The organism is Fructilactobacillus florum DSM 22689 = JCM 16035, from assembly GCF_001436645.1.
In the GTDB taxonomy this organism is placed as follows: domain Bacteria; phylum Bacillota; class Bacilli; order Lactobacillales; family Lactobacillaceae; genus Fructilactobacillus; species Fructilactobacillus florum.
Window position 1 is genome coordinate 80974 of the sequence record NZ_AYZI01000008.1, and the last position, 20231, is coordinate 101204.

Consider the following 20231-nt stretch of genomic DNA (forward strand, 5'->3'; position numbering starts at 1 on the left):
TTGCCCCGGTTGGTTCTATTATGTTTAGGGTAACAAATTTTTAAAAGGAAGGAGGCTTATTATGGCGGACGAGCGATATGATAATGCAATGCAACGTTTGAAAGATAACGATGTGCGGATTACCCCCCAGAGACAAATTATTTTAAAGTACTTGATTGATACTGATGACCATCCCTCAGTTGAAACTATTTTCCATATTTTGGGAAAGACGTTTCCAAATTTGAGTATGGCGACTGTATATAACAATTTACGACTTTTCAAGCGGTTGAATCTCATTATTGAGATGCCAAGCGTCGACGGTGGTTATCGGTATGATTTTTATGACCATCCCCACTTGCATGCAACTTGCGACAATTGTAATAATATTTTTGATTTGGAAGATCCAGAATTTGAAGAGATTGAACAACATTTCAAAGAAATTGCTACTAAAGATGGTTTTAAACCAACCATCACAAATGTAGAAATTCACGGAATTTGTTCCGATTGTCAAAAGAAAGAAACTGCTCAAAATAAATAGCGTGATTTAAACCCCATGAATTGGTCGATTTCGGCTGAATCATGGGGTTTTATCATGGTTAAACTAGCAGTGCCCTGTTGTTAACTGCTCTTAGGGGTGGATTCTGTTATAATAGTTATTAAATTAAACTTATCATCTAAGGTGGCGGATTATGAATTTATACTCGTATCAATATCTCATCCATAACTTCAGCGCTAGTAATTATCTCTTTATTGGACTCGTCATCCTCATTGCTACAATCATCAGTTGTACCGCCTTCTTTTATTATCGTAACCGTAATAATCCGCGGTTTAGAAATCTGCTGGTGCTCGTCTCTCTGATCGGAGCCTTAATCATTGTGATGCAGACCGGTCAGTTTCTCGAACAACAAAATTCTGATACCAAAACCGGACAAACGGTAACGGTTTTAAAAAAAATTGCGAAAGAAAAACAGGTTCCACTGAACCAAATGTATGCCAGTTCTAATAATCTTAGCGATGGAATGACGATCCAAGCTGGTAATCATTATTTTGTCTTGCATTTTAATAATGATTTATCTAATTACCGTTTAGAGCCCGTCAAGCTGGTTAGTTCACCAAAACATATCAATAAAAGTAGTTTTAGTCTGACCAGCATTATTGATAATAACAATGACTATGGCACGGTCGCACTCAAATTTATTGTCGGCTTCATCATGATCGTCTTACAAATCAACCTCTCTGGAAAGGGAAATTTGGCGCCCTCTAATGCGGTTGATCAGCTCCAAAACTACATTCTTGGGGGGATCATTGGCGGAGTTATCTATAATCCCCAAATTACCGTAATGCAGTTTGCAGTCATCTTACTAATCTGGGCCGTGATTGTTTTTACCGCTAAGTTTTTAACTGGTCAAAGTAATCTACTCAATCGTTTCATTAACGGTAATCCACAAGTCTTGATTGATAACGGACAAGTTAACGTAACTCGGTCATTACAAAGTGGTATCAATGCCAATGAGCTAGCTTTTAAATTAAGAACTCATGGAATTACCAGTGTTAAAGATGTTAAAAATGCTACCTTAGAGCAAAATGGTCAGTTAACCGTTACCACCTATGATGATGAATCCGTTAACTATCCGATTATCACCGATGGTCAAATTAACAAGGCTGTCTTAGACCATCAAAAACTTACAGAAACCCAACTAGAGGAAATGTTGGCTCAACATCACACTCGTTTAGAAGACATCTATATGGCACAATTTGTAAATCAAAAATTAGAGATTGTGCCATATCCCACAAAGAAATAAATCTAAATAACTCTGAAAGATCAACGTCTCAAACCAAGATGATAATTGTTTGGTTTGAGATTTTTTTAATTTGTTACTAAATTAACTTTACTTTTCGAGTAAGATGGTCTAGAATATAATTGATATAAATTTATAAATATTATAAAGGAGTTGTCTTTCATGAGTCAACAACCAAAATTTTCACTGGCCCAAAAAATCAATGTTTTACGGGCCAGTGTCATGGGAGCAAACGACGGTATTCTCTCAATTGCTGGGATTGTACTCGGGGTGGCTGGTGCTTCCACCAGTGACTGGGCTATTCTCATTTCCGGATTAGCTGGGATGCTAGCTGGAACCGTGTCGATGACTATGGGTGAATATGTTTCTGTCAACACCCAAAAAGATTCCGAACGTCAGGCGATCACTCGCGAAAAAAGTCGCCTTAAGCATCACTTTCAAGCGGAGTTTAAATTTGTGGAGCAAAAATACCTTGCTACTGGGATTGCTCCTGAGCTGGCTACCCAAGCCACTCATGAAATGATGGATAAGGACCCCTTGTTAACTGCGGTCAGAGAGCGCTATTCGTTTGATCCCACCAAATTCACCAGTCCCTATGCCGCTGCAATTGCTTCAATGATTTCCTTTCCCTTGGGGTCGCTGCTTCCACTCATTTCGATTTTTATTGGTCCATCGCACTGGCACGTTCTCACCACCTTTGTAGCAGTGGTTATTGCGCTAGCTATCACCGGCTACATTGCTGCTATTTTAAGTCAGGCCAATCGACTCCGGTCACTGTTGCGCAATGTTATTTCTGGATTGATTACGATGTCCGTTGCTTATCTCATTGGACGCTTAGTCGGGATTTTGGCCTAGGAGGAGCTTATGAAATTACCTAATCGTCATCGCAAAACCACCATGGATGAAAAATTAAATGTCCTGCGAGCTGGTGTTCTCGGCTCCAACGATGGAATTCTGACCGTGGTGGGAGTACTGTTCTCCGTTGCGGTTGCCAATGCGAATCCATTTACAATTTTTATCGCCGGGCTGTCTGATTTATTGTCGTGTGCTTTCTCGATGGCTGGTGGCGAATATGCCTCCGTTAGTTCCCAACGGGACACCGAAAAAGCAGCCGTCGCAAAGGAACAACGCTTACTAGAAGTGGATTTTGCAAGTGAACGTGCCGATGTCATCGCTTACTACCAAGCCCGAGGCATCAGTGAAGCCACGGCAACAGCCATCGCTGATGATCTCCTAAGCAAACGGCCCCTGCAAACGATGATATCAATCAAATACGATCTTGAGATTGACCGCTACATGAGTCCCTGGAGTGCTGCATTTTCTTCCCTGATTTCGGCCGCCAGTGGAGGCGTCTTGCCTTTATTAGCGATGACCCTCCTGCCCAGTAATTTAAAATGGGATGGAACCATTCTAGCCGTAATCATAGCTGTTGCCATCACTGGTTTTCTCAGCGCCAAACTTGGTAATGGGATGGTCAAGATTGCAGTAATTCGGAATGTGTTTGTTGGAATCATTACTATGTTTATCCATTATTTTGTTGGTATTATTTTTGGACATTATTTCTAAATGTAATTAATTTTTACTAAAAATAAACCTGCGGGATCCCTTACTCAGCATTAGCTTGACCACGCTTAAAAGTTTTAAAAATTCCGTCATATCGGCTTTTTCAAGTTGTAACTTGTTTGACAATTCAAACTTGAACTTGTTATGTTGTTATGGAGGTTTTTTTAATTTGGAGTTACCTCGAATAGAAAGGAGTAGTTCTGTGGCTGAAAAACAAGTCAAAATCAAGGTCGACCATCTTAGTAAGATTTTTGGTCCCCATGTTAATAAAGCACAAGAACTTTTGTCAGCAGGAAAAAGTAAAGCCGATATTCTAGCTCAAACCAATAGTACGGTAGGGGTTGACAATGCCGACTTTACCATCAATGATAACGAGATTTTCGTCATCATGGGGCTTTCCGGATCTGGAAAATCCACAATGTTGCGAATGTTTAATCGACTCATTGAACCTACCTCTGGTACTATCTATGTCGATGACGAAAATATTATGCAACTAAGCGGTAAGGGCTTACTCGATTTGCGGCGCAAAAAAATGAGCATGGTGTTTCAAAATTTTGCACTTCTGCCTAACCGTACGATTCTTGATAACGCTGCCTTTGGACTAGAAGTCCAGGGAGTGGCCAAGGAAACGCGTAATCAAAAAGCACATGAATCACTGGAACTAGTCGGCTTAAAGGGCTATGACGATAGTTATCCCGACGAACTTTCCGGAGGAATGCAACAACGAGTGGGCTTAGCTCGGGCCATTACCAATGATCCTGACATTCTTTTAATGGACGAAGCGTTCTCAGCACTTGACCCGTTAAACCGGCGCGAGATGCAAAATGAGCTACTGGATCTGCAACACCAATTGCACAAAACGATCATCTTTATCAGTCATGATCTGAACGAAGCTTTGCGGATTGGGGATCGGATTTTGATGATGCATGACGGTGACGTAGTTCAGGTTGATACTCCTGAAGACCTATTAACCCATCCAAAAAACGATTACGTCAAAGCTTTCATTGAAAACGTTGACCGTTCTAAGATTTTGACTGCCGGGAACGTCATGATCAAGCCTAATACCGTTAACATCGAAAAAGACGGTCCTAAAATGGCGCTCCGTCGCATGAACGACGATCAAATTTCTAGTATCTTTGTGGTCGATAACGACCGGCATTTCTTAGGACTCATCGATGCCGATGATGTTGATCAGATGTTAAAAAACAATCAGCGTGATTTACACGATGTTTTAAATACAAACATTCCACGTACTACCGCTGAAAAACCACTTTCTGATTTAATGGCCGAAATTTCAAAATCACCAGTTCCCTTTGCAGTCTTAGATGATGAAAAACATCTAGAGGGAATCATTCTCAGAAGTCGCGTGTTAGAAGCACTTTCTGGTGAACGAGTTGAAGGAGGCAGTGATCATGAATAATGCTCTAGTAATTTTAAGTGGCATCCCGGCAATTCCTTTAGCTAAATGGATTAACAGCTTTGTAAACTGGTTAACCGGCTTTGCTGGATTTTTCAATGCCTTAACTGCCGGGATTGGTGCCATCTTAGATTCGATTCAGTGGATTTTAGATCTTTTCCCAGCCTGGCTCTTCATTATTATAATTTTAGCCTTGACCTGGTATATCTTGAGGAACAGCAAGCACTGGGGCTTCATGATTTTCGAACTGCTCGGATTGGCACTGATCTGGAATCAGGGCTTTTGGCACGATATGACCCAGACCCTCACTTTGGTATTAGCTACTAGTTTGATTATTATTGTCATTGGAGTCCCCCTCGGAATTTGGATGGCCAAAAGTAACACGGTTAATATGATCGTTAAACCGATCCTTTCCTTTATGCAAACCATGCCAGCCTTTGTGTACCTGATCCCAGCGGTGGCCCTCTTTGGTATCGGAATGGTGCCTGGGGTTGTTGCTTCCGTTATCTTTTCTTTGCCACCGATTGTCAGCACCACTTGTTTGGGAATCCAACAGGTTCCGGCAGACTTACAAGAGGCAGCTGTCGCATTTGGCTGTAATAATTGGCAAAAATTGTATAAAGTTGAACTTCCGATTGCTCGAACCACGATTATCTCTGGAATTAATCAAGGAATGATGTTAGCACTATCAATGGTTGTCATTGCTTCCATGATTGGAACGATGGGACTAGGTTCATTAGTTTACTTTGCCGTTGGTCGAAATGATGCCGGCGCTGGGTTTGCTGCTGGAATCGCCATCGTGATTCTTGCCATTATCTTGGATCGCTTATCAGAAGGTTTGGGTAGTAGCAAACGTCACCAGAACAAATAAGGAGGTGTCTGCATGCGCAAACGCAAATATTTAAAGACTGTACTCGGTCTCACAACCTTGGGAATACTCACAATAGCTCTGACCGCTTGCAGTATTACTCCAAAGAAATACGACTCAAAGGCTAAATTGGGTCCTCAGGTGCACACCACCATTACCGGAATTGATGCTGGTGCAGGAATTATGAGCTCAACCCAAAAGGTTATCCCCGCATATGGGCTGAAAGAACAAAACTGGCAGTTGCAAACTAGTTCCACTGCCGCCATGTGCAGTCAGCTACAAAAATCAATTAAATATAAACAGCCGATTGTGGTCACGGCCTGGCAGCCACACTGGATGTTTAAAAAATACCCCATCAAGTTCTTGAAAGACCCCAAAAACATTTACGGAAAAGCTGAAGAAATCAAAACAGTTTCCCGCAAAGGCTTTGAAAAGGACAATCCAGGCGCTTATAAATTCTTTCAGCAATTTCACTGGAATTCTAATCTAATGGGCGACGTAATGTATCAGAATTTCAAGGGGGCTGATCCACAAACAACCGCCAAGCAATTTATCAAAGACCATCCCCAACAGGTTGCTGAATGGACGAAAGGTGTCCCCGATGGAAATGGCAAAAAAGTCCGGATGACCTACGTAACTTGGGACGATGCAATTGCATCAACTAACGTTACCGCCCAAATTCTGCGTGATAAAGGTTATAACGTCACGATTTCTGCCATGGAGGCGCAACCACAGTGGGCTTCGATTGCTCGAGGTTCTGCTGATGTAACTACGTCGGCTTGGCTTCCAACGACTTCTGGTCCCCTATACCAGAAGTTCAAAAACCAGGTTCAAGTCGTCGCTACCAACTGTCCTGGTGCCAAAGTCGGTTTGGCCGTACCAAAGTATATGAAAAACGTTAACTCAATTGAAGATTTAAAAAAATAATCTCATTTATAAAACCGTCGCTGTTTCCTTGCGACGGTTTTTTTGATACCATTTAAACAATTCCGTCAGCTTAGAAAGGATCTCAACCTATGAAAAAAACCGATTTTCCTATTAATCAAGCACTGCTAAAACAAGATCTCTATCAAGCAGTCAATGGGGCTTGGTTAAAACAAGCCGTCATTCCAGCGGATCACGCCTCCGTGGGTGGTTTCATGGATCTTGTCGATGACATTGACAAGACCCTGATGCATGATTCAGAAGCATTTCGCACTGGGCAAACAACACCGACCACGCCAGAGTTAGCTGAGTATACTAAATTTTACCGGTTAGCAATGGATTTTACTGCAAGAGATCAGGCTGGTGCTACTCCGCTCCGTCCGTTAATCGACCGCGTTACTCACCTAACTTCTTATGCAGAACTTAATCAGCAACTGAGTGATTGGATTTTAACTGGACTCCCAGCTCCCCTTAGTCTAGAACTTGATCCGGATATGAAAAATGCCACCACAATGGCTCTCTATGCCAGTGGACCGGGACTGTTTTTACCTGATAAGACCTACTATCAAAATAACAATCCGGCTTACGAACAACTCATGCCCATCTTTGCTAAAATGAGTGCCCGCTTGTTAGAACTTACCGGTGTTGCCAGCCACGACGCCCAGGCAATAGTTAAACAGGCACAAGCGTTTGATGCCAAGGTTGCTAAATGGGTTAAATCAGCTGAAGAAGCGGCTGACTATAGCGATATGTACCATCCTTATACCGCCGAGCAGTTCGCCCACGCTACTTCTGCCCTAGATTTAAGCGCCCTGTTAAACGCCCTGGTCGACCAAGTTCCAGAAAAAATTATTGTAACTGAACCAGACTTCTTTACGCATCTCGATGAATTGTTGCGGCCCGACAACTTTGAAAACCTGAAGGCCTGGTTGCTAGTTAAAACGGTCAACCGCTTCAGTAATTATCTTTCCGAAGAATTTCGCCAAGTTGGCGGGCAATTTAGCCGTGCACTTGCTGGCAAAAAGACTGCTGTCAAACCTGAAAAAACGGCCTACTATTTAGCAGCCGGAACCTTTGACCAGGTGGTAGGTGATTACTATGGAAAACGTTACTTTGGTCCACAAGCCAAGGCTGACGTCCACCACATGGTCAAAGCTATGATTGACGTCTATCAGAATCGGCTCGCCCACAACGAATGGTTGAGTCCAAAAACCAAGCAAATGGCTCAGAAAAAACTGGCAAATCTTGGGATCCAAGTTGGTTATCCTGACCAGTTAGATCCACTTTATCAGCTCTTCCACGTTGACGAACAACAATCTCTATTAGAAAATACGCTTAATATAATTGCCATTAGCCAACGTGAAAAATTTGCCCAGTGGAATCAGCCCGTCCAAAGAACCCGCTGGGAAATGAGTGCTAATACCGTCAACGCTTACTATCATCCTTTCAAAAACATCATTGTTTTCCCTGCAGCGATTCTCCAAGCGCCCTTTTACAGCCTCGAACAGTCGCCAAGTGCCAATTATGGTGGCATTGGTGCCGTGATTGCCCACGAAATTTCTCATGCGTTTGACAACAATGGCTCGTTATTTGACGAAACTGGTAATCTACACAATTGGTGGACATCCGCAGATCACGAACATTTCCAACAGCTCGCTGACCGGATGATTAATCAATTTGATGGGCTTCCCTTTGCCGACGGAAAAGTGAACGGCAAACTGACAGTCTCTGAAAATATTGCCGATGCCGGCGGTTTGAGCTGTGCAGAAGCTGCTGCCAAACAAGCTACCCCGGTTGACTTGACCGAATTCTTTATCAACTGGGCTAGAATCTGGCGAACCAAGGACACCACTGAGTACCAACAACTACTCCTTTCCATCGATGTCCATGCTCCCTCACCATTACGAGCTAGCGTCCAGGTCAAAAATCTGACAGATTTTTATACTACCTTCAAAGTTACTCCGACAGACGGAATGTATCTTGCTCCCGAGGACCGCGTTCAAATCTGGTAATGTATTATTTCCATAGTGAAAGCACCCCCAAAATTAATTTTGGAGGTGCTTTTCTTTTTTAGTATGTTAAAATTATTTTAACTTAATTACGGATCGGAGTTTTCAGATGAATAAAGCAATGAAAAACCATTATGAAATTTGGTTATTATTTTTTTATGTTTTAATCGTGATTGCAATCTTTGGTGGCATCAATTTAAAAAAACACTATGACAAAGTGCAAAAAGCAGAGCAGCAAAGAGTTGCCTTGGTTAAAAAAACACAAAAAGCAATTGTTAAAGATTTTGCTAGTCAGTATGCAGGGGTTAAAACGATTAAATTTGATAAGTATTTTATCTTGCCGATGGGAACAGTTGAATTACCAATAGTAGTTAATGGTTATACTGATCATGAACATCGGATTTCCTATACTATAGACGACGATGGCTCCGTTGAAATGTCAGATTACAGCACCATCCCAGTTAAAAAGGGAAAGACAAAAGTTGATGATATTAAAGTCACATACAACACTAATGAAGGGAATTAGTGTTTACGGTAAAACTAATTGATAATCAGTGTAAAGATCTTAGCGATAAATCCTATTAAGTTGACGAAAAAGCTCATGGTAAAAAAGCCATAGGTAAAATATTTATTTTAAGTAAAGGTTATAAATATAAAGTTGTTTATAAAGACGATGATAAGAGTAATGGTTTTCAGGGGCTAGCCGTCGCCCCCATCGTCCACGGTAAGGTTGATTATAATAATGTTCAGATTGCCATTGCTGGAACTAATGCCAATGATAATCATGATCTCATTACTGATGCTTCCAAAATTAAGGAGGCTAGAGATGTAGCTGATAAAGATTCCATAACTAAAAAAGTCATTTCTGATTACGGTGATGATAGCTATCAGGATGGTAATAGTCAATTTAATTCTGCGGATCGTTTTTATACTCGTGTCCAAGATAAGTTAAAAGCTCAAGGAAAAAAGATGGTAAAAATTATACTATCAAGCATGGAACCGGTCATTCTCTGGGTGGAGCATTAATGATTTATCTTGCTGCTGAACACCATTTCCCAATCACAACTTTTTCTAGCGCTGATCCTAGAGACCGTTTAAATTCTAAACAGTAACCTTCATCAACAATCGTCCGGAGATGTTCAGGGATTATTATCATCAGGGAGATTGGATCTCAGACTGGCAAGATACAACTCATCTTGGAAAAGCTTTTGTAGTGCGTGAATTTGAATCTAAAACACCCCCAAATTAAATAATTAATTTGGGGGTGTTTTTCTGGAATTATCAAAATAACTTATCAGCCTCGAATCAAGAACTAGCTGCTATTGATTAAACAAAAACCGATTGATAATTCGTTCCGCTACCTGATTATCAAGCAAGCTGGCATGTTCGGCGTAGGGCCCTGTCAAACGTAAAGATTGATAGTTATCTTTGTTTTTAATTAATTTTTTTAATGAGCTTGCCGAGGCCTCACTCACGCGTCCGTCAGAACGATCTCGGTCACTAATCACTCCGTAAATGTTAAGCACCTCGGTATTAGGATCTAATCTTTTCGATAGATGCTGCATTTCCTGATAGCTTGGGAAACGCTGGTTAGTGATGGTCGCCCAGTCTGGACGAACCGGCTGTGGTGGTTGCGTTGCCCGTTGATTAGTAGTTCGGTGCTCCCCGTGAGGGGGTTGTAATGGCAAAACTCCCTGATAAGGACCGGCAATCGAGACAAAATGATTAAGCATCATCCGATTACCGCTGGTTCTATATTTGACTGCATTATAATAAACTGCAAGACTTCCCGAACCAAAACCAATCGCATCATACTGCTTATAAGCATAACGATGATTAAGCTTTCGTAAAATCTGATTGAGACTCTGTGCCTGCTGTTGAGTCGTCTTAGAACGATCATTAAAATTAACTTCAATAATTGGCTGTTTTGCCTTCACATTTTGGTTACCATCGTATTCAATCTTTCCATTATCCAGCACGTTAATGTGAATGGCTACGGCCCCACCAGACCGACTAGTAGTCGTGACTAGGTGCTGTGCTGCTCCAGAAACTCGGTTTTTATCCGAAACAAAGATGATGGGTTGCCGTGCATTTTGCATTTCTTTGCTACCACCAACTCCAAACTGGATGTAAAAAAAACCACCTAGTACGGCCAGGATTCCGATGATCAAAACTACAATATCTCGTTTGTTAAATATTTTATTCAAGTACGTCACCTTTAAAACTTAAAATTTTTTAGTCTTACGATTAATTCAACCGTAACTATCATATCATAAACCACTAATTTGCTCTGAATTACGATTGATTTAAAATTGCAATTTTGGGTTATTTTTTGTTTAATTGAAGTATGATGCTGATACTCAAAGGAGGATTATTGTGGAAGTTTTTGTTGCCGGTTGTGCATTCGTCGCTGATTGGCTCCTCTTTGTTTTTCCCTTATACCAAGGAAGAATGGAGCTCATGGAGTCTAACTCCGTCTATGCCAAATATCAAAGTACACACAGTAAGAAAAAGGGAGTTCCATTTTTATATTGGTTATTTCCACCACTATATTTTAGATACGTAAAAAAACAAAATATCAACGGCTTAAATCGACTTTTTAAAAATAAAGATGATTTTCGTAACTTTTATGGTTTTTACAATAAATCAATTGCTTGGTACTTTGTTTCATACGCTGGATTTTTAAATGCCGTAGAATCAACTTACGGTGTCTTAGAAGACTTGGAACTAGGTTTTTTAACCATCCCGCTCTTCTTAGTCATCGTCACCAGCTTGTTTATCTTAGGTCATCACTATGTTAATTACATGGCCAGCAACCAGCATCGGATCCGATTCATTAAAAGCGTGGCATCCGATTATCATCGCATCAAGAAGCAAACACCCCCAAATCAACCGAAAAACCTTGATTAATGCTATAGTAAAGCCAATGAATAACTCAGGGAAATCTAAGGAGCAGACAAAATTTGATTACCTTAAAATCAGCACGAGAAATTGAACTAATGAATGAATCAGGAAGCGTTTTAGCCGGCGTCCATCGAGGTCTACGCGATCTAATCAAACCAGGACTTGATACTTGGGAAATCGAAACTTTTGCTAATCAATACATTGCCGACCACCAGGCAACTCCCTCCGAAAAGGGTTTTGATGGCTATAAATTCGGGACTTGCATCTCAATTAACGATGAAGTCGCCCACGGAATCCCTCGCCATGGCTTAAAATTAAAAGACGGTGACATAGTCAAAGTCGATATGTGTGTCAATAAAGCCGGCTTTGAAAGTGATTCTTGTTGGACTTATGCCGTTGGTAACATCTCACCTGAGGCTCGAGAATTGATGGAAGTCACTAAAGCATCGCTCTACAAAGGAATTGACCAGGCGCAGGTTGGCAATCGAATCGGTGACATTGGAGCTGCCATCGAAGAATACGTCGAAACCGAGCACCACATGGGAGACGTCCGAGAATTGATTGGGCACGGAATTCAGCCCTCCATTCACGAAGAGCCAGCGGTTCCTGCCTATGGAGAAGCTGGTCATGGATTGCGACTTCGAGCCGGGATGACCATCACCATTGAACCCATGGTAACCCTTGGTGATTGGAAGATTAAAGATCGTTTTGATGAAAAAGACGATTGGACCTATTACGTTACTGCCGATGGTTCACTATCAGCTCAATACGAACACACGCTGGCAATTACCGATGACGGTCCCAAGATCCTAACTTCCCAAGATCCGGAGTTAGATGCAAAATACCTGCTTTAATGCTGCTAAACAAAAAAGGGGTGTCACTGTTTTATCTCAGTGGTGCCCCTTTTAAATTTGCCAACCATGGGTTACTAAATCCATGGATCGCTTGGGTAGTTTAGAAACATAAGGATTTCCAGTAACATAGTATCGCAATGGTTGCTTAGCCCAACTCCCTTTTGCACCAACTCCGATGCGGGGCCCAGCTGTGATCGCTTGCGGTTGGCGTGCAGTCACAAAGTCTAAGCTTAACGGAACTTCTCCAAATAGCTGAAAATTCATGCGCTTATCAGTAATTCCCAAAGCGCTCATTAATTTCCCTGGTCCATTAGTTAATTCCCAACCAGTTTTACCACGATGGTGCTCCATTAACCCCCTACCAGAATCCGGCTCAAGCGCACGAATCAGGATTCCTTCCGGAACTCCAACCGCTTGAGTTGCAATGTCCAAGCACAATTGGGAATGAATCGAATAAATATACACCGTTCCAGGCGGTCCATACAATGGTTCATTCGATGGCGTACAACGTCCTTGGTAGGCATGCGCTGCCTCATCCAGCATTCCCAAGTAAGCCTCTACTTCTACAATCCATCCGCTCATGGTTCCAGCGACAGTCTGATAAATCAGTTTCTTTCCCAATAACTGTTGGGCGAGCTTGGCGGTGGAATCACTTGCAAAAAAAGGAATCCTTGTCTGCTTCATCAAAAGTCCTTACCGCACGACAATTACTGAAATCTTTGCTTTCTTAGCAAGTTTGACACTGATACTATAAAAATGGTGTTCACCATCTTTGTCAGCCCCACAAACCAGTAGGTCAGGATTGAATTTTGGAATAATCGTATCCAAAATTTCATCATCAATATCGCCACCCTCACTGGTCATTGCCGTCACTTTGTCAATTCCAAAAGATCGTGCTTGCTCAACATATTTTTCAATAACTTGGTTTAAGGCGGTGCGTTTTGCGTCTAATTTCTTCGGTGTCAGTGAATCATAGATATTAATATCACTACCCTCTAATACCGAACAAACCCCTAGTTCTGCATTGAATTCTTTCGCTTGCGTCACTGCATAACGCAATGCTTTAGTGTTAGCATCTGGATCATCAGCATCAATCGTCAGTAAAATACGGTCATAAACAATCGGTTCAATTTTTTCCATGTCTTTCACCTCCTTTATTTATTTTATCATTAAATAGCAAAAGTAGTTCCGTGCGCTCTAAAATTATTTTTCTCGGCGATGCAGACCTAGTACCATCCGCTGCGATCGCAACCGTAGCATTTTCCGTTTCTTCTGTTCTAGCCGCATTTCGTCCATCCCTTGTGCTTTTAAGACGATTCCCTCATCAGTCTTGACCAGATGGTAAATGGAGACAAGAATCATTAAACAGACAAACATAAGAGGAAAACCAGCAATCGCACAGAAAGTTTGAATGGTAGCAAAGCCACCCACCATCACAATTCCAACCGCAAATAAAACAAAAATTACAACCCAGGTCATGCGATTTAGCTGACTTGGTTCCTGCGTGTCATCGAGTCTCAGACTCGTAAATGACGACACAATAAAAGCCGATGAGGAGATTGTGGTGGCCAAAAAAATAAAACATGATAAGCAATATACAGCAAAGACAATAATTTTAAATGGCAAAGTACCAAGCACCGCCGCAATCACCCCTGCCTGTCCCTGGGTTGCTAAAATATGAACCAAATCGATTGTCCCGGTTTTTTGCAACCACAAAGAGTAACCTCCTAAAATTGCATAAAAACTCAGACAACCAACCGAACCGTATAACAACATTCCCAATAAAACCTGTCGAATGGTCCTCCCCTTAGAAATTCGAGCAATAAACAAACCCATTACTGGCATATAAGACAACCACCATCCCCAGTAAAAGATGGTTTCAGAACTCGCAATATCAGGAGTTCCATTCGGCACAGTATTCGTGCTTAAAGAGACGAATTTACTGGCTAAAAGCCCGAGACTATTAGTTTCAGAGCTCAAAATATAAATGGTAGGACCGACTAACAGGACAAAGGCCAGAAAAACAATTGCGGTCCAGATATGTAAATCACTTAATTTATCAATTCCCCCGTTTAGACCATGCCAAACTGTCCAAGCAAAAATGATAAACAAAATTGCAAACAAGCCCAGTTTCAAACCTAATCGATCAGGAATCCCCGTTAACTGGCTGAGGACGCGCGCAATAATCGGAATTTCCATCCCAACCGAGGAACCAACGCCCCCCATAATCCCAAAAACAACCATAAAATCAACTAACTGCCGACAAAGATATTTCCAACGCTGGCTTCCTTGCAAAAAGTCAATCGATTTACTTAGTCGTTGCACCTTGCTTCCCTTCACAAACATTAGGTAGCCAATCGCAATTGCAGCTGGTGCAAACATCATCCAGGCCATCGGTCCCCAATTAAACTGACCGAGCATGTGGGCAAAATCATAAGCATTTTTTGAAAACGGTTTGATACCAAAAGCTGGATGTGCCACGTATCGGATTGGATCGACCATACTTAGCATTAAGATGCTGGCATCGATGGCCGTCGCAAATACCATGCTCCCCCATTGTAGGTTGCTATACTCCGGTCGATCGTGTGGATCACCTAGCCGAATGGCACCGTATTTACTGAAGATCAACCACAGAAAGAATATGAAATTGACGATATAGACCATCATGTAGGCCCATCCCATCTCCTTAGTAATCCATACTAAGGAAGCTGCTAATAGGGTCTGCAAGCGACTTCCACCACTGATTAAAACTATCGAAACCACTAGAAAAATTGCCAGTGTGGGAATAAAAACAAACTTATCAATATTAAAACGTTTAAAAATAATGCCCTCCTACTATTGATTTAGTTCCGAATTATCAATCGTTTTCAAAACTTGCGCAGGATTACCCGCAATCACGACATTGTCACCAAATGATTTCGTGACCACTGAACCTGCTCCAACCACTACGTTGTTGCCAAGGGTGACCCCCGGCAAAATGGTAACATTCCCACCTAACCAGGCGTTATCTCCAATGCGAATCGGCGCGCCTAGCTCCACATCAGCAATGCGCGGAGCTGCTTGCAGAGGATGAATGTTAGTATATAGACCACAGTTTGGTCCCAAATAACAGTTCTTCCCCAGGGTAATCGGACACGAGTCTAGCAACGTTAGCCGATAATTACCAAAAAAATTATCCCCCAGATGGATGTTAAAGCCATAGTCAAATTGCAAATCGGTTTCAATAAACAGGCGTGATCCCGTATCTTCAATTAATGTTTTGACTAATTTCATCCGAGCTTCATTATCTGGTGTGTTATTAATCGTTTGTAATTCTTTCCGAACCAAAATTCGGCGTGCAATTAGTTCTTGATCAAATTGATTGAATGGCTGTCCTGCAGTCATTTTTGCTCGTTCACTTGTCATTAGTGCCTCCGTGTTAACTGATCCATGGTCTGGTTCAACAATTTATCAACATAAACATTTCCTCGATTCGAAGCATGACCCTTAGTCCAGCCAAATTGAATGTGTTGAAAATGCTGTAATTCCTGCTCCAACTGCTGCCATAGCGTTTTATTTTTCAATTCTCCATTGCTGCGCTGCCAGCCACGTCGTTTCCAACCAGCTAGCCAACCTTGCTTAATTGCTCCTAGCACATAACGCGAATCGGAAATTACCCCGATTTGATACTGCTGCAAATCATTGGTAACTAACCAGCGCAGTGCCTGAATTAACGCCATAATCTCCATTTGATTATTAGTTGCGCCTAAGGTGCCATCGGTGTCTGCATGTTGTTGCCCCTTAAAATCAATCAAATAGGCCCATGCCGCTGGATCAGACTGCTTAACATGACCACCTCGGACATTCCCATGATTTCGAGAACCACCATCTGTAAAAACTAAAATGGCGGGGCGTGTTTCTTTCGTAGCTGACTGATTTTGCTGTGATGGGATTTTCCCTAACTCAGCTCCCAAATAAGCACGAGCAGCTGCTTCTGTTAAAAAGCTTTGGTACTGAGCGTTAGCGAAGCCTTTTACCTGTCGCTCGGCCGCCGACCAGGTCAAGTAAATCCCTGGTTTTCGACCGCGTTTAACCGCATAGTATTTTGTTTTTTTCACCATGGAATGGTTCTCCCTTATTTTTGATCGCTGGCTAATGCTGGTTTTCCGTGTAAAATCCTTTTCAGACCGGCAGTTTTATGTAAAAATAAAAGTAGGAGGAAGATGCCATGACTGAATTGAATATTAAATTAATTACCGCGGACCAAGCCATGTCAATGTTACGTGACCGTCACGCCAAACGAAACGAACGTTTCCCACAACTAGTCGTTGCCGGCAGCTATATTTTACCGGATTACTTCTTAACCAGAAAACGGGAGGCGTTTAAAATTCGCCGTCACACTTTTTTAAAGAAAAAGCCCCGTTCCTATGTTGCCTTCGATTCTGAAAATGGTCAAACTCTGTGGCTTAGAAACTTTAACAGTCTATCAGAAGCGATGTTTTGGCTAAATACGGGTCTAAAGCCTGGCGATTCGGATTCAAAAAACTCTTTCAACAAATGGAAAGAAAGCCACCATGCAGCAATCGAAAGTTTAAAAGATGAGTTGCGCTCTCTGTCAAAACCAAAGAAAAAAGAAATCACCAAAGCGGTTAAGACAAAAAAGAACAACTAAAAAAGAGACTGCGATGGCAGTCTCTTTTTTGCTGGCTGCCGCGACAAAAAGAACTACTTTGCGGGAGCTTGCTTCAAAAACTTTTGTAAATCAGATACTCGTTTTTGTTCTTTCTTACGTTTCTTTTGGTCAATCGGACGACGACCTTGAACACCATTAGGATGACAAATACGCATAGTTAAAGCTCCTTTTCTAATTAGTCTTACATCTTACAGCTCTATGTATTATAATACACCAAACATCCAAAAATCAAATCACAACTTTAGGGAGGTCGTTCTATGTCAAATGAATTTCCACAGGTTGTCACAATTGCTGGACACGATAGTGATGGAAGCGCAGGAATGCCAGCGGATTTACTCACCTTTTTTGCCAACCAAGTTTATGGAGCTGGTATTATGACAGCTTGTGTTTCTGGTAACTCATACGGAATTCACGCCGCTGTAAATATGACTCCAGCTTTTATTAGCCAGCAATTTAAAGATTTGGCGGCTGATTTTAACATTCGGGCCGCTAAAACCGGCATGCTAGCCGATCAAAAAGTTATTTTGGCCGTAGCTGATAATTTAGAAAAATATGATTTCGGTTCGCTGGTCATCGATCCAGTAATTATTACCAAACATGGCGACTTGCTGCTTGAGTCCGATGCCTATCAAACTCTAGTGGAACGCCTAATTCCTCTCGCAACTGTTCTCACGCCCAATTATTTCGAAGCTGAAAAACTAAGCGGTTTAGATGGCAATGAGCCAAGTTTCCAAGCCCACGCGGCTCAAAAATTACAGGCTTTAGGTGCTAAAAACGTCATGATCAAGGGTCGCCACGATCATGATAGTCAAACCAAAGTTACCGATTACATTCTACTAGCAGACGGTCGTCATTTCACACTGAGCGGCCCATATTTTGCGACCGACCGGAAAAACGGAACTGGCGATACCCTCTCTGCTGCCATTACAGCCGAGCTTGGGAAAGGTGCCACCGTTGAACAAGCAATTCGTAGCGCTAAGATTTACGTCGATAGATGTATCGAAAACGAGCTAGCGGTCGCACACAAATTTGGTCCAATTAATCACTGGGCTGGTAGCAACTTATAAAAAAATCAGGTGACGCTAGTGAAATGCCATAGAAAAGTTAAACATTTTATATAATTTTATATTTTTAAGTGTTTACACATATATTCAACCAATTAACATATTTTAATAATTATCTTTACAATGTAGTTAAGGAAACTCTCAATAGGTGCGTTATCTAACCAGTTTTCGTTTCGTGAGATGCTTTGCTTATAACCATTAAAATTAAATTTTTGACGATATGCTTTTAATGGTAGTGGAAACCTTGGTCTGAATATATCACTGGTTTAATATTTTTTGAAATATATAGTACAAATTAATCCAGTTCCTAGAATTATTTTTCGTACAGTTTCTAACCAATATTTGTATCATTTATTAATCAAAATCTGACAAATCCTAAGATAACCGTAGGCTTCATAACTTTCTAAATAGATATTTTTAATTTCTTCTTTTAATTTAAGATATTTATAAATTTATTGCACTACATTATTATGTATTATTAAAATCAAAAAAATGGATTTCCTTTATTGGAATCCATTTTTAACGTACTACTCTTATTAATTTAGGGGGATCTTTTTGTTTTGTGTATCTATGTTCTAAATCTCATCTAGTTTATCAGCTTGCTTTTTAGCTTCTCGTGCGACACTTTTAGCAAATTTACCCTTAATTGCTGAATTTATATGTCCCCTAAGTTGACTTATTTTAGATTTGCGACCTCTTACTAAAGATTTAATGGTATTTTCTCCCATCTTATCTTTACCATTAGCCATACGTAAAGCACCAGTGCCAGCAAATTCAACTAATTTTCTTTCGGCTGCTTTCTTTGCTTTGTCCAAGAGTTCTTGGTCGATAATGGGATCTACATTTATCATCTAAATACCTCCTAAGATTTTATATCTCAGTATCTATTTCATCAATTTTTCGCTGCACTTTGCTAGTCTTTTCTTCTAATTCTTCTTCCAAACTACGGTTACTATTATTTCGATAATGCATCAAATCATCCATAAAATTTTGCATAACTCCAGATAATTTTTGTCTAGTTTCAACTGGTAGTTCTAATGTCTCTATAGCACTTGAGATTCGATAATATTGGTCATCATTATACCGTCGACCTTGTTGATAACATTGATCTACTTCATCAATCTTCTTATAATAATCCTTCTTTATTTCAGTTAGACTTTCTTCTAATTCAATTCGTTTTTGTTTTAATTTATGTACTTCCTCTGTTTTCATTTTTTAAACATTCCTGCTAATTCTTGATCATCGCCAACCATCTTACTAATTCCAGCGGTTGTCTGATCATACCAATCGTTAAATTTATTTTTAATCTTTTTTGCTTTTCTAATTCTTTCATCATACTTATCTTTAAACGTACCAACCATTGTATGATAATTAGCGCCTCCACGGTCTAAACAATTCAACACATCATCATAAGATAAGTCGGGGCTCATGTTATCGCACATTGACTTAGTTTGTTTCCAATAATTATTGGCGTTCTTAATTAAAGTGTTTAGTTCGCTAATTACTTCATCAGCACCATCATTTGCTTCTGACTTAATTGCTTTTGCTAATAGAATTGCAGCACTAGCATCAAGCATAACTGTTTCTGCATCAGTTAAAGCATTGTTAGCTTTCAATCGCTCATATTCGGCATCTAAGCTTTCCAATTCATCATCTAATTCTTCAATTGGATCATTAAAAAGATCTCCAGATTTACTAAAAGCATAACTATCTAAATAGTGTCCATTAAGACCAAGAAACCTTGTAATACCAGCTTGCTTTGAGAAAACTTCCTTAACCGCTTTAGGATTACCCAATCTTGCCATAACCTGCCAATCACCTACCCAATCTGTTAGGTGATAATAATCCTTAAACATTTCGGGATGCTTATTGATAAATGCTAATTCTTCAAAATTTAAACGATCTCTTGGATCAGCACTAGAAAAGGTTGTAATTGGGAAATGATGTTTTGCAGCTAGATAAAACATTAATGCCCCACCTAAAGAATGTGCAGTACCATGTTTTATAAAGTAACTTTTACCATCTTTCATACCTTGCAGATCAAGTTTATCTTGAACCTTGTCATAAAATCGATCAGCAGAATTAAATTGACTATCACCAAGTACATATCTTATATCACCAACAGCAGAAACAATTGGTCCACCTATAGCCCTTGACTCTGTTATCTCAGTACCATCA

23 protein-coding genes are annotated in these 20231 nt (G+C 40.8%); 13 read left to right on the top strand and 10 right to left on the bottom strand.

What is annotated here, in order from left to right; translation table 11 throughout:
• Nucleotides 1-61 precede the first annotated feature (61 nt).
• From FC87_RS05425 to FC87_RS05465, 9 genes are all read left to right on the top strand, one after another.
• Nucleotides 62-517 (top strand): Fur family transcriptional regulator, encoded by a 456-nt coding sequence (locus FC87_RS05425; RefSeq protein WP_009167093.1) that lies wholly within the window; start codon nt 62-64, stop codon nt 515-517.
• 151 nt (nt 518-668) lie between these two features.
• Nucleotides 669-1781, top strand: coding sequence for a DUF3290 family protein (locus FC87_RS05430; protein WP_009167092.1), 1113 nt, complete (start codon nt 669-671; stop codon nt 1779-1781).
• A gap of 159 nt (nt 1782-1940) precedes the next feature.
• Entirely contained in the window at nt 1941-2633 is a 693-nt protein-coding gene (locus tag FC87_RS05435; protein ID WP_035421446.1) for a VIT1/CCC1 transporter family protein, read from the top strand.
• A 9-nt stretch (nt 2634-2642) separates the two neighbouring features.
• Nucleotides 2643-3344: a VIT1/CCC1 transporter family protein gene (locus FC87_RS05440; RefSeq protein WP_035421445.1), complete on the top strand. Its 702-nt coding sequence runs from the start codon at nt 2643-2645 to the stop codon at nt 3342-3344.
• A 199-nt stretch (nt 3345-3543) separates the two neighbouring features.
• A complete protein-coding gene (locus FC87_RS05445) occupies nt 3544-4761 on the top strand; it encodes a quaternary amine ABC transporter ATP-binding protein (protein WP_009167089.1) in 1218 nt (405 codons plus the stop codon).
• Complete coding sequence (locus FC87_RS05450; RefSeq protein WP_009167088.1) at nt 4754-5629, top strand: ABC transporter permease; 876 nt, start codon at nt 4754-4756, stop codon at nt 5627-5629. Before FC87_RS05445 ends, FC87_RS05450 begins: the two co-directional genes overlap by 8 nt.
• A 12-nt stretch (nt 5630-5641) precedes the next feature.
• On the top strand, nt 5642-6553 hold the full coding sequence (locus FC87_RS05455) for a glycine betaine ABC transporter substrate-binding protein (protein ID WP_009167087.1): 912 nt from the start codon (nt 5642-5644) through the stop codon (nt 6551-6553).
• 89 nt (nt 6554-6642) lie between these two features.
• On the top strand, nt 6643-8562 hold the full coding sequence (locus FC87_RS05460; protein ID WP_056961830.1) for a M13 family metallopeptidase: 1920 nt from the start codon (nt 6643-6645) through the stop codon (nt 8560-8562).
• 106 nt (nt 8563-8668) lie between these two features.
• Entirely contained in the window at nt 8669-9085 is a 417-nt protein-coding gene (locus FC87_RS05465) for a hypothetical protein (protein WP_056961832.1), read from the top strand.
• A gap of 793 nt (nt 9086-9878) precedes the next feature.
• On the opposite strand, the gene FC87_RS05470 is transcribed toward FC87_RS05465, so the two are convergent.
• A complete protein-coding gene (locus FC87_RS05470; protein WP_235804438.1) occupies nt 9879-10766 on the bottom strand; it encodes an alpha/beta hydrolase in 888 nt (295 codons plus the stop codon).
• Between the two features lie 169 nt (nt 10767-10935).
• Here FC87_RS05470 and FC87_RS05475 point away from each other — a divergent pair, with 169 nt between their 5' ends.
• Together FC87_RS05475 and map are read left to right on the top strand one after the other, a co-directional pair.
• Nucleotides 10936-11469, top strand: a complete 534-nt coding sequence (locus tag FC87_RS05475; protein WP_054690072.1) for a hypothetical protein — start codon at nt 10936-10938, stop codon at nt 11467-11469.
• 53 nt (nt 11470-11522) lie between these two features.
• Nucleotides 11523-12317: a type I methionyl aminopeptidase gene (gene map / locus FC87_RS05480; protein ID WP_035421730.1), complete on the top strand. Its 795-nt coding sequence runs from the start codon at nt 11523-11525 to the stop codon at nt 12315-12317.
• Between the two features lie 51 nt (nt 12318-12368).
• Here the strand turns inward: map and FC87_RS05485 are convergent, their stop codons facing one another.
• From FC87_RS05485 to FC87_RS05505, 5 genes are all read right to left on the bottom strand, one after another.
• Entirely contained in the window at nt 12369-13001 is a 633-nt protein-coding gene (locus FC87_RS05485; protein ID WP_054690066.1) for a DNA-3-methyladenine glycosylase, read from the bottom strand.
• Nucleotides 13002-13010: 9 nt separating this feature from the next.
• Entirely contained in the window at nt 13011-13457 is a 447-nt protein-coding gene (locus tag FC87_RS05490) for a universal stress protein (protein WP_056961834.1), read from the bottom strand.
• A gap of 63 nt (nt 13458-13520) precedes the next feature.
• Nucleotides 13521-15104: a BCCT family transporter gene (locus FC87_RS05495; protein ID WP_082619225.1), complete on the bottom strand. Its 1584-nt coding sequence runs from the start codon at nt 15102-15104 to the stop codon at nt 13521-13523.
• A 48-nt stretch (nt 15105-15152) separates the two neighbouring features.
• A complete protein-coding gene (locus FC87_RS05500; RefSeq protein ID WP_009167041.1) occupies nt 15153-15722 on the bottom strand; it encodes a sugar O-acetyltransferase in 570 nt (189 codons plus the stop codon).
• The gene (locus FC87_RS05505; protein ID WP_056961838.1) at nt 15722-16417 is read right to left on the bottom strand and encodes a ribonuclease H family protein; all 696 of its coding nucleotides are present in this window, start codon (nt 16415-16417) and stop codon (nt 15722-15724) included. The genes FC87_RS05500 and FC87_RS05505 overlap by 1 nt, the downstream gene beginning before the upstream one ends.
• A gap of 107 nt (nt 16418-16524) precedes the next feature.
• Between FC87_RS05505 and FC87_RS05510 the strand changes: the two genes are divergently transcribed.
• The gene (locus FC87_RS05510; RefSeq protein WP_056961840.1) at nt 16525-16968 is read left to right on the top strand and encodes a hypothetical protein; all 444 of its coding nucleotides are present in this window, start codon (nt 16525-16527) and stop codon (nt 16966-16968) included.
• A gap of 53 nt (nt 16969-17021) precedes the next feature.
• Here the strand turns inward: FC87_RS05510 and FC87_RS07165 are convergent, their stop codons facing one another.
• On the bottom strand, nt 17022-17144 hold the full coding sequence (locus FC87_RS07165) for a hypothetical protein (RefSeq protein ID WP_009167038.1): 123 nt from the start codon (nt 17142-17144) through the stop codon (nt 17022-17024).
• Between the two features lie 102 nt (nt 17145-17246).
• Here FC87_RS07165 and thiD point away from each other — a divergent pair, with 102 nt between their 5' ends.
• Nucleotides 17247-18056, top strand: a complete 810-nt coding sequence (gene thiD / locus FC87_RS05515) for a bifunctional hydroxymethylpyrimidine kinase/phosphomethylpyrimidine kinase (protein WP_056961841.1) — start codon at nt 17247-17249, stop codon at nt 18054-18056.
• Nucleotides 18057-18628: 572 nt separating this feature from the next.
• On the opposite strand, the gene FC87_RS05520 is transcribed toward thiD, so the two are convergent.
• The 3 genes from FC87_RS05520 to FC87_RS07020 all read right to left on the bottom strand — a co-directional run.
• Nucleotides 18629-18904 carry a hypothetical protein gene (locus tag FC87_RS05520; protein WP_054690061.1) on the bottom strand — a complete coding sequence of 92 codons (276 nt, stop codon included), beginning with the start codon at nt 18902-18904 and terminating at the stop codon, nt 18629-18631.
• A 19-nt stretch (nt 18905-18923) separates the two neighbouring features.
• The gene (locus tag FC87_RS05525) at nt 18924-19265 is read right to left on the bottom strand and encodes a hypothetical protein (RefSeq protein WP_056961843.1); all 342 of its coding nucleotides are present in this window, start codon (nt 19263-19265) and stop codon (nt 18924-18926) included.
• The coding region (locus FC87_RS07020) for a hypothetical protein (RefSeq protein WP_162257637.1) at nt 19262-20231 on the bottom strand (970 nt) is incomplete at its 5' end. The genes FC87_RS05525 and FC87_RS07020, both read right to left, overlap by 4 nt.

What these genes read in the sequence shown, in the direction of transcription:
- FC87_RS05425 (WP_009167093.1), top strand. Translation starts at nt 62, where the DNA reads ATGGCGGACGAGCGATATGATAATGCAATGCAACGTTTGAAAGATAAC.
- FC87_RS05430 (WP_009167092.1), top strand. Translation starts at nt 669, where the DNA reads ATGAATTTATACTCGTATCAATATCTCATCCATAACTTCAGCGCTAGT.
- FC87_RS05435 (WP_035421446.1), top strand. Translation starts at nt 1,941, where the DNA reads ATGAGTCAACAACCAAAATTTTCACTGGCCCAAAAAATCAATGTTTTA.
- FC87_RS05440 (WP_035421445.1), top strand. Translation starts at nt 2,643, where the DNA reads ATGAAATTACCTAATCGTCATCGCAAAACCACCATGGATGAAAAATTA.
- FC87_RS05450 (WP_009167088.1), top strand. Translation starts at nt 4,754, where the DNA reads ATGAATAATGCTCTAGTAATTTTAAGTGGCATCCCGGCAATTCCTTTA.
- FC87_RS05455 (WP_009167087.1), top strand. Translation starts at nt 5,642, where the DNA reads ATGCGCAAACGCAAATATTTAAAGACTGTACTCGGTCTCACAACCTTG.
- FC87_RS05460 (WP_056961830.1), top strand. Translation starts at nt 6,643, where the DNA reads ATGAAAAAAACCGATTTTCCTATTAATCAAGCACTGCTAAAACAAGAT.
- FC87_RS05465 (WP_056961832.1), top strand. Translation starts at nt 8,669, where the DNA reads ATGAATAAAGCAATGAAAAACCATTATGAAATTTGGTTATTATTTTTT.
- FC87_RS05485 (WP_054690066.1), bottom strand. Translation starts at nt 13,001, where the DNA reads ATGAAGCAGACAAGGATTCCTTTTTTTGCAAGTGATTCCACCGCCAAG.
- FC87_RS05490 (WP_056961834.1), bottom strand. Translation starts at nt 13,457, where the DNA reads ATGGAAAAAATTGAACCGATTGTTTATGACCGTATTTTACTGACGATT.
- FC87_RS05500 (WP_009167041.1), bottom strand. Translation starts at nt 15,722, where the DNA reads ATGACAAGTGAACGAGCAAAAATGACTGCAGGACAGCCATTCAATCAA.
- FC87_RS05505 (WP_056961838.1), bottom strand. Translation starts at nt 16,417, where the DNA reads ATGGTGAAAAAAACAAAATACTATGCGGTTAAACGCGGTCGAAAACCA.
- FC87_RS05510 (WP_056961840.1), top strand. Translation starts at nt 16,525, where the DNA reads ATGACTGAATTGAATATTAAATTAATTACCGCGGACCAAGCCATGTCA.
- FC87_RS07165 (WP_009167038.1), bottom strand. Translation starts at nt 17,144, where the DNA reads ATGCGTATTTGTCATCCTAATGGTGTTCAAGGTCGTCGTCCGATTGAC.
- thiD (WP_056961841.1), top strand. Translation starts at nt 17,247, where the DNA reads ATGTCAAATGAATTTCCACAGGTTGTCACAATTGCTGGACACGATAGT.
- FC87_RS05520 (WP_054690061.1), bottom strand. Translation starts at nt 18,904, where the DNA reads ATGATAAATGTAGATCCCATTATCGACCAAGAACTCTTGGACAAAGCA.
- FC87_RS05525 (WP_056961843.1), bottom strand. Translation starts at nt 19,265, where the DNA reads ATGAAAACAGAGGAAGTACATAAATTAAAACAAAAACGAATTGAATTA.